The organism is Pusillimonas caeni, assembly GCF_003545815.1.
In the GTDB taxonomy this organism is placed as follows: Bacteria; Pseudomonadota; Gammaproteobacteria; order Burkholderiales; family Burkholderiaceae_B; genus Pusillimonas; species Pusillimonas caeni.
Genome location: NZ_PDUW01000002.1, coordinates 355,186 through 372,613, shown reverse-complemented (window position 1 = coordinate 372,613; position 17,428 = coordinate 355,186). Strand labels below are relative to the sequence as shown.

Sequence of the window (17,428 nt, the reverse complement as noted above, 5' to 3'; positions counted from 1 at the left end):
TCCGCCGCAAACCGGTCCCATAAAGTGAAGACCAAGGCTCACGAAACAGCCGCAAGGCAAGCGTGAGGCACTCATATTTTCAAGAGGGACTGACATGGTAGTTGTTTCTGAGTCGCGAGTTGCGATCGCCGGCCTGGGCGCGGTGGGCAAGGTCATTGCCACGGAGCTGGACAAAGGGATTCCCGGGTTGAGGCTGACGGCGGTATCGGCCAAGAACAAGGACAAGGCGACGGAGTTCGTCGCGCAGCTCGGGCGCTCGGTGCCCGTCGTCGATCTCGATGCGCTGATCGACCACGCCGACGTCATCGTGGAGTGCGCGCCGCCCGAGCTCCTGCCCCGGATCGCGGCGCCGGTGCTTGCCGCGGGAAAGAAGCTGGTCGTGCTTTCCGTGGGAGCGCTGCTGGCGCATCCCGAACTGAAGGAAGCCGCCATCGACAACGGCGGCTCGATCCTGGTTCCCACGGGCGCCCTCATCGGCCTGGACGCCGTGGTGGCGGCGGCCGAAGGCACCATCCATTCCGTGCGCATGACCACGCGCAAGCCCTTGCAAGGCCTGGCCGGCGCGCCCTACCTGGTCGAGAACGGCATCGACGTGGGCGCCATCACATGCCCGACCAAGATATTTTCGGGCACGGCGCGCGAAGCGGCCAAGGGCTTTCCCGCCAACCTGAACGTGTCGGTGGCGCTGTCGCTGGCCGGCGTGGGCCCCGACCTCACCATGCTGGAGGTCTGGGCCGACCCGACCGTCACACGCAATACGCATCACATCGAAGTGGACGCCGACACGGCCAGCTTCAACATGACGATCGAGAACATTCCGTCCGAGAACCCCAAGACCGGGCTGATCACGGCCCGCAGCGCGATCGCGCTGCTGCGCAAGCTCGGCGCGCCCATCAAGGTTGGAACTTAAGGAGGCCTGGCCACATGAATTTCGGCATCGAAGGAAAAGTTGCGCTGGTGACCGGCGCGGGAGGGGGCCTGGGAGGCGCCATTGCGCTATCCCTGGCAAAGGAAGGGGCCCGGGTCGTCGTGGCCGACGTGCATCAGCCGTCGGCGCAGCGCACCGTGCAGGCCATTGAGGAAGCCGGCGGGCAGGCCATGCCGCTCGACCTGGACCTGAACAAGCTGGACGAACTCGACGCGCACGTCGAGACGATACGCTCGCGCCTGGGCAAGGTGGAGATCCTGGTCAACAATTCGGGCGGCCCGCCGCCCTCCCAGGCCTCGGGAGTGCCGAGCGAAACCTGGGAGAAGCATTTTCGCGCCATGGTGCTGAGCCTGATGCGTCTTACCGACCTCGTCCTGCCCGACATGCGCGCGCAAGGCTGGGGCCGCATCATCACCAGCACGTCTTCCGGCGTGGTCATACCCATACCCAATCTGGGCGTGTCCAACGCCCTGCGCCTGGCCCTGGTGGGCTGGTCCAAGACACTGGCCAAGGAAGTGGCCCGCGACGGCATCACCGCCAACATCGTGCTGCCCGGCCGGATCGCCACGGCCAGAATCCAGCAGCTGGATGAAGCCCGCGCCGAAAGAGAACAGAAGCCGCTCGAGCAGGTGATTCAGGAAAGCACCAACACCATACCCATGGGGCGCTACGGGCGCGTGCAGGAATACGGCGACGTGGTCGCCTTCCTGGCCAGCACCCGGGCCTCGTATTTAACCGGTTCCGTCATTCGCATCGATGGCGGCCTCATTCCCAGCATCTAAGGAGATTTCGCACTATGGCCAGTTTCACGGCTGAACAACGCAACGACATCCGCACCCGCTTCCAGCGCGTCGACACCTCCAACGTGGCGGACGTCCTCGACACCCTGGGCTATATGGACCAGGGCCTTTCGCCCGACTTCCTGCCCTACCCGCACACCGCCGGGCGCCTCGCCGGCTGGGCCTACACGATCCGGGGCCAGATGACGCCTTACGAACTGGGCGGCGATGCCGAGAAGATGAAGGCCTGCCAGGGCCTCTCGGACGGCGACATCAGCGTCTGGAGCGGCGATGGCCACGGCATCTGCTACTTCGGCGAACTGATCGCCATCGGCATGAAGGAAAGAGGCTGCCTGGGCGCGCTGGTGGACGGCGGCGTGCGCGACGTGCGCTGGATAGGCGCGCAGAACTTTCCCGTCTATGCGCGCTATCGCACCCCCGTGCAATCGATCGGGCGCTGGAAGGTGACCGGCTGCCAGGTGCCGGTATATATGCGCGGCGCCACGACCCCGCTGGTTCAGGTCAACCCCGGCGACTTCATCCTGGCCGACGAGGACGGCGCCATCGTGATTCCGCAGGCGGTGGTCGAGCAGGTGCTGGCCGAAGCCGAGGCGCTTACACAAAAAGAGGAAACCATACGGGCGGAACTGCAGAAAGGGCTTACGCTTGCGGAGGCCCTGGCCGAGTACGGCCACGTTTGAAGCAACTCATGAATTCGCATCACCATCAAGCAGCAAGGAGTCTCGACCTTATGTAGAACCCCATGGACATGTCGCGGCATGTCCATCCCCATACCACCAGGAGGAAACATGACAAGCAATCAGAACAGAAAACACGGCGGCAGACTCATCCGTTCGGCTTTTGCTACGCTGGCGGGCGCCGCCATGATCGTTGCGGCAGGCGCCGCGCATGCGCTCGAAAAAGTGACGGTGCGGCTCGATTTCTCGCCCATTGGAATCCACACGGCGATGTATCTGGCCAAAGAAAAGGGATGGTTCGAACGTGAAGGGCTCGACGTCACCATCCAGGACGGCAGCGGCTCGCTCAACACCATCCAGCTGGTGGCCGCCGGCCAGGCCGACATCGGCCAGGTGCAGCTCGGGCTGCTGGTGTCCGCGCGCGACAAGGGCCTGCCCCTGAAGTCGTTCGCCGGCTATGTGCGCGGATCCGACCTGGCGGTGATGGTGCCGCGCGATTCCAACATCAACAAGCTGGAAGACCTCAAGGGCAAGAAGATTCTGTGCTTCACCGCCAGCCCCTGGGCGCCCTTCATCGACAGCTTCCTGGCCAAGGGCGGGCTGGACCGGAAATCGGTCGACATCACCATGGTGGCCCCTTCCGCCATGGCCGGCCTGTACAGCTCCGGCGAGGCGGACGGCTTCATGTCGGTGGCGCCGCACCAGGTTCCCCTCCTGGAGAAGACCCGGCCCGCCAAGACCCTGCGCATGGCCGACTATGGCATCCACTTTCCCAGCTATGGCCTGATCGCCACCGAAGAAACCCTGAAAAACCGCAGGGAGATGCTGGAGAAGTTTAACAAGGTGCAGATAGAAACCTGGGAATACATCTGGGACGGCCATGAAGACGAAGCGGTGCAGGCCATGATCAAGCAGCGCCCCGGCGTGAACCTGGACCCGGTGTCCCTGAAAGGGCAATTGGACATGAACCGCCCCCTGTTCTTCACCGAAGCGACCAAGGACAAGCGCATCGGCTGGCAGTCCGAGGCCGACTGGAAGGCAGCGCTCAAATCCATGGAAGACGCCGGCATCGACACCGGCGGCGTCAAGCTCGAGGACCTGTACACGAACGACCTGATGCCCGCCGCCAAAGGAGAGAGCTGATGATGAGCACCTATCTGGACATCTCCGACTTCACCAAGGTCTACCCCTCGCCGCGGGGCGACGTGCATGCCCTGGAAAGCGTGAACCTGGGCATCGAGGAAGGCCAGTTCGTCAGCATCCTGGGGCCCAGCGGCTGTGGCAAGAGCACTCTGCTCAAATGCGTCGCCGGCCTGGAGTCGGGCACTTGCGGGCAGATCCGCTTCGACGGCCAGGTGCTGGACGGCCCGCCCAGCGGGCTGGGCATGGTGTTCCAGCGCGACCTGCTGGTCGACTGGCGCACCGTGCTCGAGAACGTGATGATCACCGCCGAGTTCCTGGAGCTGGATGAAGACGTGGCGCGAAAAGAAGCCCTGCGCCTGCTCGAGCTGTTCGGGCTGAAGGGCTTCGAGCACCACCATCCCTGGGAGCTGTCGGGCGGCATGCGCCAGCGCGCCGCCATCTGCCGTGCGCTGGTGGGCAACCCGAGGCTGCTGCTCATGGACGAGCCCTTCGGCGCCCTGGACGCCATGACCCGCGACGAACTCAACATCGAGCTGCAGCACATCTGGCTGCAGTCCAAGAAAACGCTGCTGTTCGTCACCCATAGCATCCAGGAAGCCGTATTCCTGTCCGACCGGGTCATCGTCATGTCGCGCAACCCGGCTCGCGTGATCGAAGACATGACCATCGATCTGCCGCGGCCCCGAACGCTGTCCACCCGGGGCTCGGCCCAGTTCGGCGAGTATGTCATCGAGTTGCAGGCGCTGTTCAAGCGGGTCGGCATCTTCAAAGGAGAATAGGCATGTTACGCATTTGGCAGGCGACCGAGGCCGCCCGCACTTTCACGGCGGTGATCCTGGGGTGCATCGCGATCTGGGCGGTATGTGTATGGGTCTTCGACTTACCGGTGTTCCTGGTGCCGTCTCCCATGACCGTACTGAAGGAGTTCATCGAGAAGCCCCAGTTCTACTTCGCCAACTCCTTGTCCACGCTGTGGGTGTCGCTGGGCGGCTTTGCGCTGGCCGTGCTGGCCGGGCTGATTCTTTCCATCGGCATCATCCGTTCGGTCTGGCTGGAGCGCACGCTGTACACGCTGCTGGTCGGCCTGAACAGCCTGCCCAAGGTGGCGCTGGCGCCGCTGTTCGTCATCTGGTTCGGCACGGGCGCCATATCGAAAATGGCCGTGGTGATCAGCATCGCCATCTTTCCCATCGTCATCGGCACCGTGCTGGGCCTGCGTTCCATCGACCCGGAGCTGATCAACATGGCCCGCGCCATGCGAGCCCCGCAAAAGCGCATTCTATGGAAGCTGCGCTTTCCGCAGGCGCTGCCCAGCCTGCTGTCGGGCATGAAGGTCAGCATCTCGCTGGCCCTGGTGGGCACGGTGGTGGGCGAGTTCATCGCCGGCAACAAAGGCCTGGGCAGCACGATACTGGCGGCGCAAGGCACGTTCGACACCACCCAGGTCTTCGTCTGCATCGTGCTGCTGGGCGTACTGGGCGCCATCCTTTTCTATGCCATCGATCTGGTGGAGCGCTATCTGATCCCGTGGCATCCCTCGCATCGCGGACACAAACAGCAAGCGGCCAACCCGCAACGCGCGCCCCAGCATCAGGGCCGCGCAGGCGTAGCACACTGATCGTAAGTCTCACTCAAGGAAATGAATTGATGATTCAGTATCCATGCGCCGCACACGGCCTCCAGACCCGCGTGCTGGAGACCGGCGCGGGGCCCGCCCTGGTCTTCATACACGGCTTGGGCGCGCGGGCCGACCGCTGGCGCCACAACCTCGAGCCGCTAGCGGCGGCCGGCTACCGCTGCATCGCCATCGATCTTCCCGGTCACGGCTTCGCCAGCAAGGCGGACATCGCGCCGTTCAGCGTGCCCCGATGCGCAGACTGGCTGTCCGATATTCTGCGGCAGATCGGCATCGAACGCTGCGCACTGGTCGGCACGTCTTTAGGGGGCTATATCGCGGGCACGATGGCCTGCCAGGCTCCCGAGCGGGTGGGCGCCCTGGTGCTGGTCGGGACGGTGGGCATCGTGCCCATGGGCGACGAGGCCCGTGCGGCGATTTCAGCGCGCTTCGGCACGGTCACCCGCGAAGGCATAGAGCGCAAGCTGCGAACCGTCTTGTTCGACGCCAGCCTGGCGACGCCGGCCTGGATCGAGGAAGAATGGCGCATCAACAATTCGATGGGCGCCCCGGGGGCTTTTGCGTGCATCGCCGACTACATCCGTGACGGCATCGACGACGACGTCATCGGCGAGCGGCTTGCCGCAATGGACCATCGGCGCCATTCGACGGCCATCATATGGGGCCGCGAAGACAAGGCCGTACAGGTCGATGTAGGGCATCGTTGCCGCGACCTGCTGAAGCCGGCGCTGTATCAGGAAATTCCCGAAACCGGCCACGGCCCTTATCTGGAGAAGCCCGAGGTCTTCAACGAATTGCTCATCGGCTTTCTGGCGCGCGAAGGCGTGTATCCGCCGGGCTCACCGCCACGGTAGCACCCTGCGTTCGATCTCTTTGAGTATCGCCGCGGTCACCAGTCCGATCGCGGTAATCAAGATGATGCCTACGAACATCTCTTCGATGCGCATGACTTCGAATGATGTCCAGATCAGGTATCCGATGCCTGCTCGCGCCGCTACGAACTCAGCGGCCACGATCAATATCAACGCCACGCCGATGGCTAAACGCAGGCCGACGAAGATGGAAGGCAGCGCCCCGGGGACAATGATCCGCGTGAAAAGCTTGAGCTTCGATGCGCGGTAGTTCTTCGCCACATCGAAATAGATGCTGCTAATCGACATGACGCCGGACATGGTGTTGATCAGGACGATGAACACCACGGCGAAGGCAATGATGAAGATCTTGGACGCCTCGCCCAGCCCGAAGAACACCATCACCAGGGGCAGCAGCGAGATCTTCGGAATGGGATAGATGGCGGCCACGATCGGATCAAGCGCCGCCCTCAGCCAACGGGACAGCCCCATCAGAACGCCCAATGCCACACCGACTATCGACCCTATGACGAACCCGCTGCCGATCCGGATGAAGCTGGCTTTCAGGTGTACCCAAAGCGTTCCGTTCGCCATCATTTCGTACATGGTCCGCGCAATGCTGGCGGGCGTGGGAACGAACCGTTCATCGATGACTCCGAATGTACCCAGCAGCTGCCACACCAGGAGGAGCACGATGGGCGAAGCAATGCCGATGATGCGCTCCTGGGCCGCCATACTGATCCGCCGGACCTTGTCTTTTCTCATGGTTTAGCCTCTTGCTTGATGCGCGTTGCGAATATCTGCTTCGAGCATTCCCCAGATGTGATGCGCCAGCTCGCCGTGCCGAGGTTCGGACTGAACGCCGAATATATCGCGAGGCCGGGGGAAGGGCACATCGATGATTTCCACGATGCGCCCGGGTGCGCTGCCCATTACGGCGATGCGATCACCAAGAAACAGAGCCTCGTCTATGCTGTGCGTTATATAGACTACGCTCTTGCGGTTGGCCTCCCATATTTGCACGAGCTCGCGCTGCAGCATGATCTTGTTCTGTGCATCCAGGGCCGCGAACGGCTCGTCCATCAGCAGCACCTCGGGATTGTTGACGAATGCGCGAACTAGGCTCACGCGCTGGCGCATGCCTCCAGACAGCTGGGCCGGGTAATAGTCCTCAAAATCGGCAAGGCCCACCTTGTGCAGGAAGGAGCGCACCAGCTCGTTGCGTTGGGCGCATGGCAGACCCGCCATCTCCAGCCCGAAACCCGCGTTTTCCAGTACCGTCATCCATGGAAACAGGGCGTGCTCCTGGAACACCATCGACGTCAAGGCGCGCGCCGAATCGGTATGATGGATTTCAATGTGGCCGGATGTATAGGTTTCAAGATCGGCCATAATGCGCAGCAAGGTGCTCTTTCCACAGCCGCTGGGCCCCACGATACATAGAAACTCGCCATCGGCGACATCGAGATCGATGTGCTTCAGGACATCGATCCGCCCGCCCTGCGGGGTCATAAAGGCCTTGTCCAGATTTTTGATGGTGATCTTCATGCGGTCTCGCCTATGTCGCGCGTGATGTGTCCTCTTTCAGGCCTGCGGACGTACCGAGTCTCTTGGATTTTCACTTTCATTTTGCTCCGAGTGCGCTTCTTGCCTCCTGCAAGTAGCTCGTGTCGATGAATGTGTCAGGGGGGATCTCGTCCTTGGCTTTCACGTATCCGCGCGACATGTAATATTTTTGCTGCTTCATCAGGCTATCGACGTTCAGCTCGCCGTCTGGCGGAATGACCGGCAGCACGGCAGCCTTGAGCACCTCTGGCTTGAGCTTGGTGTATTTTTCGATGATGGCGATATTTTCGGAGGAATCGAAGCCGTTCTCTTGCAGGTCGCGGGCCCCCATCAGAAAGCCGGCCAGAAAATTCTTGACCACATCCGGATGCTCCTCGGCGTAATCCTTCGTGGTCTTGATAACCAGCATCTGCTCGTTGGAATCGTGACGCTCCGAGAGCCGGACGATATCGCCACGCTGCTCCGACAATGTCGCAAACGGCTCCGCAAGCAAAGAAGCCTCGATAGCCTTGGTACGGAATGCTTCCGCCATCTGGGAGAACCCCATGGGCGTCACGAGGTCCAGATCCGATACCGACAGATCCGCCTGCTCCAGGGCAAGGCTGAGCAGGTACTCGGCAATGCCTCCGGGCGCCAGATTGGCCACCCGCCGTCCCTTCAGTTGCGCGAGGGTGGTGATGCTTGCGGAATCGTACAGATCTTTGCGCACCACGATCGGGTTGGACGACGCCCCAGGGCTATTGAGCGCCAATGAGCTGATCAGGACCAAAGGCATGCCGCGCTGAAGGCTGTTGAAGAACGCCGAGTCGGCCGAGCCGCCGGAGAACTCGATGGTCTGCCCGGCCACCTGGTAGGTGGTGTCTCCGCCCCGGACAATGTGAAGCTCGACATCCAGCCCGCGCTGTGCGAAGTAGCCTTTTTCAATCGCAACGTACAGGCCCGCATATCCCACCGAAGGCACATGGGTCATATTCACCTTGACCTTCTCCGGCAGGGGCTTGAGCTGGCCTTGGGCCGGCAGCGGCAGCAATGAGGCCATAGCCATCATGGCGCCGGCCGCCGCTAAACAAAATCTTGAATGGATACCACTGAACATGTCTTCCTCCTGAATTTTATGTTTCGCGGCTTGGGCCGCCTCGATTAACCGCTACAAGACCCCTCGTGCAACAATGGGCCAGATGTCGATGACCCGATCGCCCTCGATGACGTGATAGCAATCATGCAGGTTGATCGTGGGATCGCAGTGGGGCGTAACCAGATCGACGCAGCTTCCGACCAGCCCGGCCTGGGCTTGCGCAGAATCCAGCACAATGCGGCCGAACTCGTCTCCATACAGTTCATATCGCCGCCCGCCAAATTGCTCGTGGACGACCGCAAGCGGACCGTCGGTGGCAAAGCTTTTGAAACCCGCATTGATCGTCAGCTGTCCGGGCACCTTGTCATTGACGACACTGGTCCGCAAAAAAAGCGAAGTCTTGTACGGGTTGCTGCGGTCGGCGAACAACTGGACCTCGTGATACTCCACATCCATGAAGATATAGGAACCGGCCTGCGATTCGGTAAAGACTTTTCGTTCGACGTCGATGCCGAACGTTCCGGTGCCGCCTCCGCTGACGATCTCGGGCGGCAGGCCCGCTTGCCGCAATGCGTCCAGCACATGCTGTAGATGATCGAGCTGGCGGCCGTAAACAGCCCTGCGTTCGGCGTAGTCATTAATGTGCTGGACCATGCCGGAGTAGCCTTGCGCCCCGGCATAACGCAGGCTTCGGTGGGAAGCGAGCCTGCGTGCAAGCTCAATGGCCGCTTCCGCGCTGACGACGCCAGTGCGGCCCATCCCGATATCGATATCGACCAGGACCGGCAGCGGGCGCCCGGCATCGCCCAGCGCGTTTTCCCAGGAGGCAATCTGATCCGGATGATCGACGACCACCATCAATTCCAGTCCCTGGCCATGCAACGCCGCAAGCCGCTCAAAGTGCCTGGGCTGAAACACCGGCGTTGTCAGATGGATCGCCGGTACGCCGGCCGATGCCAGCGCAATGACCTCGTGGGGCGTGGCGCAACATACGCCCGCCGCACCCGAATCAATTTGCTCCATGGCGATCTCGGCGCATTTATGGGTTTTGGCATGAGGCCTCAGCTTCATGCCATGACGCGTGCACTCGGAAGCCAGGTATCGCATGTTCGCGCGCATTGCCTCCAGATCCAGAAGCAGCGCCGGCGTCGTCAACTTGGCGGCCCCGCCGTCCAGCCCGATAAGATCGGCGTTGATCGGCGTCCAGGACTTCGTCTTCATGCAGCCTCCTTGTTGCGCTGGTAAACCGTCTTTCCTCCCACAACGACGAATTCGGCCGCGATATCCTTGATCTCGTCCTCCGGCGTGTTCAGGAAATCTCTGTCCAGGCATGCGAAGTCCGCCAGTTTTCCGGGCTCTAAAGATCCTTTTTCATTTTCCTCGAACGTCAGGTATGCCCCGTTGATGGTCGCGGCGCGCAACGCATCTTCGCGCGTGATTTTTTCTTCGGGCGCGATCACCCGGCCTTCAGTACGCTCTATGCGGGCAACGCTTTGCCATATGGGATAGAACAACGATGCCGGCACATTGTCAGTGGCCAGACAGAAAGGCACGCCCGCGTCTCGCAGGCTGGCCAGCGGAGAAATCGTCGCCTCGTTACCCTGCCCGACCAGATCAAGCATCTTCTTCCCGGTCCGCCAGATATAGCGGTTGGTATGTGTTGTCACGACCAAGCCCAGATCGCGCATGCGCCCTATCTGATCTTTGTTCAGCACGCTGAGGTGGCCGATGATCCATCGTTGATCGCGGATGGACACAACCCGGTCGACCTCTTCGTACAAGTCCAGCATGTCGGGGGTCAGGGCTGCGCACCGGATATTGTTGCGGGCCGCCTCGATCAGTACAGACTTCAGGCGGTCTCGGGGAAGACCGGCATCGAAGTAAAAGCCCGCCCATCCAGTATAAGGGCTTGCAGAAGCCCTCAAGCTGTTCTCCAGAGGCGACCTGGGGCCGTCGCCGTCCTGCTCGAGCAAAGCATATAAGCCCGCCACCCGCAGGTACTCATCGCCGAGCCCGCGCCCGCGGAGCCAGCCGCCCCAAGTTCCCAACAGGCGTTCCTCGGGCGCGCCCGCAAGCGTGCCCCACGATGGGCTGAAAAGCAGATTCGCCCTGACTGTGAGGCGATTCTGCTCGCGCAGCCGTCCATATGCGGCAATCAGTTCGCTCGCCGCGCCATGTTCCTCGAAAATGCTGGTCGTACCGAACGAGTTGTAGATGCCGGCGGCGCGCTCGATCGCCTGGACTCGCTGCCCGTGCGTGAAGCGGCCAGCTTCGCCCATGAGGGTCATCTCCACAATACTCATGTAGGTGTCTTCCATGAACACCCCTGTCGGCTCGCCCCCCTCTTTCTCGATAATCACCGAGGGGGCCGGAGATGGCGTGTTACGGTCTATGCCGCAGCATTCGAGAGCCATGGTATTGGCTATCGACACCAGGGGCAGACTATGTCTCCAGAAACCCCAGATCGGCCTGATGTAAACCGGATTGTTCGGCGACACGCGATCCAGGTCGCGGCGCGTTGGCCAACGGCCCTCGCTCAGCCCCGACACCGGATCCCAATATGAAGGAGGGTCGCCCACAGGCATCGTGACGATCCATTCGCCGGGTTTGGCGTTCTTTACGAGCCCTTCGATACGCACAAGAATGTCGTCTATGGAGCGCGCGCCTTCCAGGCTCGGGTATACGTCCTTCAGGCCTTCGCGATCCATATGCGCGTGCGTATCTATAAGACCCGGCACCACCGTCCGACCCGCCAGATCCACCACCTGCGATGCCTTACGGGCCAGATCGCCGAGCTCTTCATCGGAGCCGGTGGCCACTATCCTGCTTCCCATCGTCGCCAAAGCGGAGCATATAGAAAAACGGGAATCCACTGTAAGTATCCGGCCATTGCGATACACGCGCAATTCATTCTCGGGCATCATCATTCCCGTCATTTCAATACCCTCCCGCCCAAGCATCGCGCCGATAGTCGGCAACCGCTTTCAGTTCCATTTCTTCTCCTACATGTATGCACTCGGCCGAGCCGAAAAAGAATCTGTGCCTGGACTCCGCCGTGTGAACGGGCAGGCCCGAAGCCCTGATCGCATCGACAATTCCGCTGGTTATCTCCGGCTCTGCGAGAAGATTCCCTTGCAGATCGAGCGACCACCTCGGACTGCCGATGGAATCTTCCAGAGGCTGTCCATAATCCACCATGCCTGTCAACACCTGCGCAAGAGTGATGGTTTGCCCGCTACCGCCCGGCGTACTCAACAAGTACCGAAGGCGACCGCCCTCCAAGACGAGAGCCGGACTCAGTGTGTGCGCGGGCCTCCGGGCCGGAGCCGCGGCATTCGCCGCGGCGGGATCCGTCGAAAAGCCCAACAGCCGGTTGTTCAGGACGACTCCGGTCTGATCGTCGCCGACATGGCTTCCAAAGGGCGTGAAAATGCTTTGAATGATGGTGATCCCGTTACCCCGGCGGTCTGCAACTGAGATCAACGCGGTTCCATGGGAAGGAGGAAGATCCTGGCGGCGACCAGGCTCTTCGGGAGCGATCAGGGCACGCTCGAGCCTTCCGACCAACGCCGGCGGCGGCAACTCGGAATGGACGGCTTCAACGCGTTGTGGGTCGGCCAGCAGAGGTGCGCCTTCGGCGATGGCAAGCTGCGCCGCTTTCATCAGGAACGCCAAACGCTCGGGGGAGCCATATGCGTATGCATCGAGCGGCACGGACGACAATGCCGCCAATTGCAGCAAAAGCAGCATTGCGTAAGAATTCGGCGGCGGCACACAAATGTCCAGGCCCCGGTAGCGATAGCGTAATGGCTCCGTCCAGATAGGTTGATAGGCGGCAAGATCATCCATTTCCAGCACGCCGCCGCGCCCGGCCAGCGCCTGGCACAGACGCCGGCCGATTTCATCGGTGTAAAACGCCTTGGCGCCGCGCCGGGCCACAGCTTCCAGCGAACCGGCCAGCCCTGGCTGCCTTAATAAGCGTGACGAACCGGAATCGTTCTCCGGAGCCAGGAAGATGCGGCGGCAACCCGGGTCCGTCCTCAGCGCTTCGCGATGGGCCTCGAGCGCTTTCGCAAGATCGTCGGAAACAGCTACGCCATGGCGGGCCAGGTCAATGGCAAAGTGAAACAGCTCGCCCCATGGCAGCGCGCCGTGCCGGCGATGCAAGGCCTCCCACCCCCCAAGCATGCCCGGAACAGAACAACTCAACGGCCCGCTTGAAAGCTGATCCGGCGACACATCCCGAGGCAGCCGTCCTGGCGAGCGGCCACTTCCGTTCAAGGCCTGCGTCTTGCCTTCATAATGAAGCAAGGCAAAGCAGTCTCCCCCCAGCCCGCAGGCATGAGGCAAGGCGGCACATAATACAGCGGCGCCGGCAATCGCCGCGTCGACGATGTTGCCGCGATTGCGCATGATTTCCAGGGCCGCATCCGTCGCCGTCCGGTGCCCCGACACGACGACATAATCCTCACCTGAAACCGCCTGCACGGATTTGCGTGCAACGCGACTGCTCATACCTGTCTCCAGACTTATTGGCGCCCGGCCGCTATCGCAGTACCATCCTCTCGATAACCGTGGGTTTTACTTCGTGATTTTTATTTGAGTCTATCCATCGCTTTGCGTGACAACAAGGCCAGAAGAGGTAATTGAATGAACCAGAAGTTATCGCTCAATTTTCACCAGATTCAGCACTTCCTGGCTATTTCCGAACACGGAAGCTTGCGTGCCGCCGCACAGCATCTGGGCCTGTCCCAACCCGCGATCTCCAAGTCCCTTCGCTGCTTGGAAAGCGCCTTGGGTGCTCCCTTGATCAATCGGAATCCCCGAGGCGCCACATTGACCACGGCGGGCGAACTGTTTTTGTCGCGCGCACGTCTCATCGACAACGAAATCGTTCGCACCACCAGTGATATACAAGCCCTATGCGGGTCCAAGGCGGGGCACGTGCGGATCGGGGCCTCCGCCATCCCTTCGATTCTCATTATTCCCAAGGCGGTGGCGCGTTTTCGCGCCCGCCATCCCGACGTCGGGCTTGACCTGGTGGGCGGCATGCCGCGCTTTCTGTTGCCGCGGCTGTGCGACGGCTCGTTGGATTTCGTCGTGGGGCCGCGCCCCACGGACAGTATTCCAGACTCCATACGAGCGACCCGTCTGATGAGGCTGAAGGTCAACATCCTCGTCAGAAAGGGACATCCCCTGGAACATGCCACCACTCTCGAAGCGTTCTCGCAGGCTCAATGGGTCGTCAGTTCGAACTCGTCTTATGCCAAGGAAAGGATTCAATCCCTGTTCCTTGATCGCAGCCGCGGCAAACCCATGCCGTACATTCGCGTCGATTCTCTATTTGCCCTGCTGTCATTCATCAAGAACACCGACTTCGTGGGCATCGTCCCGTCCATCGAAAACTCGGAAGATCTGTACGGCAGAGAGCTTGCCGTACTGAAGATCGAAGAAATGGATCTGTTCGAGGAGTACCAGCTGTTCTCCAGAAGAAACTACACGCGCTCCACCCGTACCAGCGACCTGATCGCCTTCATCCACGGCGAAGCCAGGCTGTATGCGCAGGCGGAAGCACAGTCCGCCAATACAACCCCGGCGCCCAAAAAAGCGATCGGCAAACGTGCCGCCGCCAATGTATGAAACCCGCTGCATAGCCCGCACACTGCGCGGCGCCCCGAATCCCGCTCAACCGTTAAGGAAGTCCGCCACGATCTGATTGAAGCGCTGCGGATGCTCCAGATGCGGAAAGTGGCCGCACTCTTCGAATACTTCGATGGCGCAGTCGGGAATGACCCGCGAGGCGGCCAGGGCGCGCTCCACCGCTCCGCGTATATCCTGCCGCCCCCATACTATGAGGGTTCGCGCCCTCAACTGCTCCACGCGTTCCAGCAGCCTGAAAGGGCGCACCAGGTCGAGATCCATCATGCCGGCCAGGGTGGCCTTGTACGCCTCGGCCATGCCGGGCCGGGCGTATGACGTCAGCTGGCTCAGCAGCAGTTCATCGGGGACGCTGGACGGCGTGTAGACCACGCTTTCCATGCGCTTGCGGCACGATTCCCAGGTAGGGTCGTCGTAGGCTTGCAGGGCGGTCTGCAGCACGCGCGCCAGCGACGCGGCGAATTCCGCCTCCGGGTTGAACGACGTGCCGCTGCCGATGATGACCAGGTTCTCGATACGAGCGGGGACGGCGAAATAGACCAGCGCCGCCAACTGTCCGCCGAAGGAACTGCCCGCCACGCTGAACTTGTCTATGCCCAGGGCGTCGAGGCAGGCCAGTATGTGCTCCGTGATCTTCTGCTGGGGCGCACAACCTTCGTACGGCGCCAGGTCGGTAAAACCATGGTTCAGCATGTCCAGCGCGATCACCCTGTGGCTGCGGGCCAGATGCGGGATATTCTTGAACCAGATGTCCGCGGACATGCCTACGCCGTGCAGCAGCACCAGCACGGGGCCGGATCCGGCATGCAGGTAGCGGGTATTGACGCCGCCGGCGTCGACGAAGCCGACGCGCAGTTGTTGTTCCATGTCGTACTCCTTTCAGACCAGAGGAAGCAGGCGCGCGGCGGCTTGGCGCAATGCCGGGGGGCCGACGATGGCGCCGTCGTCCACGATCTGCTCGCTCTCTATCCAGATGGACTGCCGCCTGAGCACGCCGTCGGGATGGTTCTCGCCTCCGCCCGGCTCCCACCACGGCATGCCCATGCCGACGGCGTTGTTGCCCAGTTCGCGGGCGTCCTCGATGAAGGACCCGCCGGTCAGGCGGGCCGCGGGGCTCAGGCCGTAGGTGAAGTGGATGACGTAGCCGTATTGGCCGCCGCCGGCTCGGCGCAATGCCCGGTCCAGGGTGATGCGATCCTTGGGCGCGCCGGCGACGCTTTGGATGCGGCCGTCCACTTCAATGGCCAGGGCGTCGTCCAACTTGGTGTAGTACTCGTGGAAGACGGCTTTCAGCACGATACGGCCCCGCACCGATTCCAGCTTGGGAAAAAAGGCGCAGGTGCCGGGCGCCACGTAGACGCCCGGCTTGGCGGCCCGGCGCGGCTTGGCCAGGCCGGGTTCGGCCAGGTCGAAGGAAACGTCGGTGCCGTATGGGTCTGTGATGTGCACGCGCTTGTTCACCGACTGAGAGATCAACTGGTCAAAGGCGGCGGAGGCGGCAAAGTAGTCGTCCAGGTCGACCCGGCCGAACAGGCGCGCCACGCCCTGTGCGGACATGTCGCCGCCGAGCAGGTAGCGGCAGTTGCCCGCCTTCATGGCTTCGTCGTGTATATGGCAGCCAGCCAGGTAGGGAAAGGTGAAGTCGAGCCACACCGTGCATTGCCGGACCGCCCCTTCCAGCAGGCCGGGCAAATACGGGTCGGCCAGCGCGCCCTGGTAGGGCACCTGGGCCAGCGTGGCCACCATGCCTTTGGCGCCGATGCGCCGCACGCAGTCCAGCGCCGAGCTCACCAGCGCGGCGTCGCTGCAGGTGTCGGCGGTGATCAGCACTTGGTCCGCCGGGGTAACCGCCATGAAGTCCTCGACCAGCGCACGGACGCCTTTCTCGGTCCAGTAGCTGTCGTCGTAGCCGCTCACGATTCCTCCTCCGGCCCGAACACGCGGCGGATATAGCTGTTCAGGTAGTGGTGCACCGTTTTTTCCAGCGGCGCCATGCGGCCCGGCACATAGCTTCTGGACTTCATCGCGCGCTGCATGGACTCTATCATCGTGCGGTCTTCCTCCAGCACCGTTATCTGGAAGTCGTGGTAGACCTTCAGCTTCTCTTCGATGTCGGGGCGCTGGAAGACTTCTTCCGGAAACAGGCGGTAGATCCATACCTCGCAGTGGGTCTCGTCTATCGGCCAGATCACCATGGGTCCGGCGTAGTCGATGCGCGCGAACATGGACAGGCTGGGCTGCAGATAGCCCGCCCGGCCCAGGGTGACGTCTTCATGCTCGAGCCAGGGCATTTTTCCCAGCAGCGGCTGGCCGCCGGGGGTGGAAGGCGAAGTGGTGTAATTGATAGTGCAACCGCCCAGCTTGTTCAGCTCCACGCCGTCGTTGCCCCAGCGCACGCGCGAGCCGAACGACTTCACGTGCAGCACGGGCACATGATAGAAGTCCATCAGGTTCTCGAAGGCGAACTTCCAGTTGCACTCGAACGGTATCTTCAGCTTGAAGCCCATGCGGCACTTGTCCATGCGCAGGAAGGAAAAGTTTTCTTCCAGGTCCTGGATGAACGCCTTGAAGGGCGGCGGGTCGGCGTCGAAACAGATGAAGATGTTGCCATGCCAGGTTTCCAGTTTCACCGGCCGCAGGCTTTGATTGGGCATGTCGAACCCCGGCAGGTCCTTCATGCTTTGTGCGCCCGTCAGCTTGCCGGAAAGGTCGTAGGTCCAGCCATGGTAGGGACAGCGGAAGGCGCGCGCATTGCCGCAGGCCTCCTCGGCCACTTCAACTCCGCGATGCAGGCACATGTTGATGAAGGCGCGCAGGGTGCCCTCCCTGTCGCGCACCAGCACCACGGGTTCGCCCACCAGGCGCAGTGTCATGAAGTCGCCCGGGTCGGACACCTCTTCTTCGCGGCCCACGTACAGCCAGTCCTTCATGAAGATGCGCTCTTTTTCCCGCTTGAACACCTGGGGATCGCAGTAAATGAAGCCCGGGGCATGACGCGACTCTTCCAGGTCTTTCAATACGGCGTCAAAATCACCGAAGTCGATATCGGCCATGGTTTTCTCCTTTCATCATTACAATATTTCATTCAATGAAA

17 protein-coding genes are annotated in these 17,428 nt (G+C 61.8%); 8 read left to right on the top strand and 9 right to left on the bottom strand.

The features are described 5' to 3' along the window. Positions 1-94 precede the first annotated feature (94 nt). The 7 genes from CSC67_RS05440 (at position 95) to CSC67_RS05410 (ending at position 6,038) form a co-directional block, all read left to right on the top strand. On the top strand, positions 95-910 hold the full coding sequence (locus tag CSC67_RS05440) for an aspartate dehydrogenase (RefSeq protein ID WP_118993501.1): 816 nt from the start codon (positions 95-97) through the stop codon (positions 908-910). Positions 911-924: 14 nt separating this feature from the next. After that, positions 925-1,710 (top strand): SDR family oxidoreductase, encoded by a 786-nt coding sequence (locus CSC67_RS05435; protein ID WP_118993500.1) that lies wholly within the window; start codon positions 925-927, stop codon positions 1,708-1,710. Between the two features lie 14 nt (positions 1,711-1,724). After that, positions 1,725-2,408: an RraA family protein gene (locus CSC67_RS05430; protein ID WP_118993499.1), complete on the top strand. Its 684-nt coding sequence runs from the start codon at positions 1,725-1,727 to the stop codon at positions 2,406-2,408. 108 nt (positions 2,409-2,516) lie between these two features. Next, on the top strand, positions 2,517-3,548 hold the full coding sequence (locus tag CSC67_RS05425; protein ID WP_245220131.1) for an ABC transporter substrate-binding protein: 1,032 nt from the start codon (positions 2,517-2,519) through the stop codon (positions 3,546-3,548). After that, positions 3,548-4,327 carry an ABC transporter ATP-binding protein gene (locus CSC67_RS05420; protein ID WP_118993498.1) on the top strand — a complete coding sequence of 260 codons (780 nt, stop codon included), beginning with the start codon at positions 3,548-3,550 and terminating at the stop codon, positions 4,325-4,327. Before CSC67_RS05425 ends, CSC67_RS05420 begins: the two co-directional genes overlap by 1 nt. 2 nt (positions 4,328-4,329) lie before the next feature. Further along, on the top strand, positions 4,330-5,166 hold the full coding sequence (locus CSC67_RS05415) for an ABC transporter permease (protein ID WP_118993497.1): 837 nt from the start codon (positions 4,330-4,332) through the stop codon (positions 5,164-5,166). 29 nt (positions 5,167-5,195) lie between these two features. Continuing rightward, the gene (locus CSC67_RS05410; RefSeq protein WP_118993496.1) at positions 5,196-6,038 is read left to right on the top strand and encodes an alpha/beta fold hydrolase; all 843 of its coding nucleotides are present in this window, start codon (positions 5,196-5,198) and stop codon (positions 6,036-6,038) included. Here CSC67_RS05410 and CSC67_RS05405 read toward each other — a convergent pair. The 6 genes from CSC67_RS05405 to CSC67_RS05380 form a co-directional block, all read right to left on the bottom strand. Beyond that, a complete protein-coding gene (locus CSC67_RS05405; RefSeq protein WP_118993495.1) occupies positions 6,024-6,800 on the bottom strand; it encodes an ABC transporter permease in 777 nt (258 codons plus the stop codon). The two genes, CSC67_RS05410 and CSC67_RS05405, sit on opposite strands and share 15 nt — an antisense overlap. A 3-nt stretch (positions 6,801-6,803) precedes the next feature. Further along, complete coding sequence (locus tag CSC67_RS05400) at positions 6,804-7,583, bottom strand: ABC transporter ATP-binding protein (protein WP_118993494.1); 780 nt, start codon at positions 7,581-7,583, stop codon at positions 6,804-6,806. A gap of 76 nt (positions 7,584-7,659) precedes the next feature. After that, entirely contained in the window at positions 7,660-8,697 is a 1,038-nt protein-coding gene (locus tag CSC67_RS05395) for an ABC transporter substrate-binding protein (RefSeq protein ID WP_118993493.1), read from the bottom strand. A gap of 51 nt (positions 8,698-8,748) precedes the next feature. After that, positions 8,749-9,897, bottom strand: a complete 1,149-nt coding sequence (locus CSC67_RS05390) for a DSD1 family PLP-dependent enzyme (RefSeq protein WP_167752764.1) — start codon at positions 9,895-9,897, stop codon at positions 8,749-8,751. Beyond that, positions 9,894-11,612 (bottom strand): amidohydrolase, encoded by a 1,719-nt coding sequence (locus CSC67_RS05385; protein ID WP_167752763.1) that lies wholly within the window; start codon positions 11,610-11,612, stop codon positions 9,894-9,896. The genes CSC67_RS05390 and CSC67_RS05385 overlap by 4 nt, the downstream gene beginning before the upstream one ends. A gap of 1 nt (position 11,613) precedes the next feature. After that, positions 11,614-13,191 carry a gamma-glutamyltransferase family protein gene (locus CSC67_RS05380; RefSeq protein ID WP_118993490.1) on the bottom strand — a complete coding sequence of 526 codons (1,578 nt, stop codon included), beginning with the start codon at positions 13,189-13,191 and terminating at the stop codon, positions 11,614-11,616. Between the two features lie 135 nt (positions 13,192-13,326). On the opposite strand from CSC67_RS05380, the gene CSC67_RS05375 reads away from it, so the two are divergent. Then, complete coding sequence (locus CSC67_RS05375; RefSeq protein WP_118993489.1) at positions 13,327-14,316, top strand: LysR family transcriptional regulator; 990 nt, start codon at positions 13,327-13,329, stop codon at positions 14,314-14,316. Between the two features lie 45 nt (positions 14,317-14,361). On the opposite strand, the gene CSC67_RS05370 is transcribed toward CSC67_RS05375, so the two are convergent. From CSC67_RS05370 to CSC67_RS05360, 3 genes are read right to left on the bottom strand one after another with little or no spacing between them, the layout of a single operon-like run. Continuing rightward, positions 14,362-15,201, bottom strand: a complete 840-nt coding sequence (locus CSC67_RS05370) for an alpha/beta fold hydrolase (protein WP_118993488.1) — start codon at positions 15,199-15,201, stop codon at positions 14,362-14,364. Positions 15,202-15,213: 12 nt separating this feature from the next. Next, positions 15,214-16,251 (bottom strand): 2,5-dihydroxypyridine 5,6-dioxygenase NicX family protein, encoded by a 1,038-nt coding sequence (locus CSC67_RS05365; RefSeq protein WP_118993487.1) that lies wholly within the window; start codon positions 16,249-16,251, stop codon positions 15,214-15,216. Next, entirely contained in the window at positions 16,248-17,387 is a 1,140-nt protein-coding gene (locus tag CSC67_RS05360) for an aromatic ring-hydroxylating oxygenase subunit alpha (protein WP_118993486.1), read from the bottom strand. The genes CSC67_RS05365 and CSC67_RS05360 overlap by 4 nt, the downstream gene beginning before the upstream one ends. Positions 17,388-17,428: the final 41 nt, after the last annotated feature.

Coding starts and splice junctions, on each gene's coding strand:
- CSC67_RS05440 (WP_118993501.1), top strand. CDS start 95: ATGGTAGTTGTTTCTGAGTCGCGAGTTGCGATCGCCGGCCTGGGCGCG.
- CSC67_RS05435 (WP_118993500.1), top strand. CDS start 925: ATGAATTTCGGCATCGAAGGAAAAGTTGCGCTGGTGACCGGCGCGGGA.
- CSC67_RS05430 (WP_118993499.1), top strand. CDS start 1,725: ATGGCCAGTTTCACGGCTGAACAACGCAACGACATCCGCACCCGCTTC.
- CSC67_RS05425 (WP_245220131.1), top strand. CDS start 2,517: ATGACAAGCAATCAGAACAGAAAACACGGCGGCAGACTCATCCGTTCG.
- CSC67_RS05420 (WP_118993498.1), top strand. CDS start 3,548: ATGATGAGCACCTATCTGGACATCTCCGACTTCACCAAGGTCTACCCC.
- CSC67_RS05415 (WP_118993497.1), top strand. CDS start 4,330: ATGTTACGCATTTGGCAGGCGACCGAGGCCGCCCGCACTTTCACGGCG.
- CSC67_RS05410 (WP_118993496.1), top strand. CDS start 5,196: ATGATTCAGTATCCATGCGCCGCACACGGCCTCCAGACCCGCGTGCTG.
- CSC67_RS05405 (WP_118993495.1), bottom strand. CDS start 6,800: ATGAGAAAAGACAAGGTCCGGCGGATCAGTATGGCGGCCCAGGAGCGC.
- CSC67_RS05400 (WP_118993494.1), bottom strand. CDS start 7,583: ATGAAGATCACCATCAAAAATCTGGACAAGGCCTTTATGACCCCGCAG.
- CSC67_RS05395 (WP_118993493.1), bottom strand. CDS start 8,697: ATGTTCAGTGGTATCCATTCAAGATTTTGTTTAGCGGCGGCCGGCGCC.
- CSC67_RS05390 (WP_167752764.1), bottom strand. CDS start 9,897: ATGAAGACGAAGTCCTGGACGCCGATCAACGCCGATCTTATCGGGCTG.
- CSC67_RS05385 (WP_167752763.1), bottom strand. CDS start 11,612: ATGACGGGAATGATGATGCCCGAGAATGAATTGCGCGTGTATCGCAAT.
- CSC67_RS05380 (WP_118993490.1), bottom strand. CDS start 13,191: ATGAGCAGTCGCGTTGCACGCAAATCCGTGCAGGCGGTTTCAGGTGAG.
- CSC67_RS05375 (WP_118993489.1), top strand. CDS start 13,327: ATGAACCAGAAGTTATCGCTCAATTTTCACCAGATTCAGCACTTCCTG.
- CSC67_RS05370 (WP_118993488.1), bottom strand. CDS start 15,201: ATGGAACAACAACTGCGCGTCGGCTTCGTCGACGCCGGCGGCGTCAAT.
- CSC67_RS05360 (WP_118993486.1), bottom strand. CDS start 17,387: ATGGCCGATATCGACTTCGGTGATTTTGACGCCGTATTGAAAGACCTG.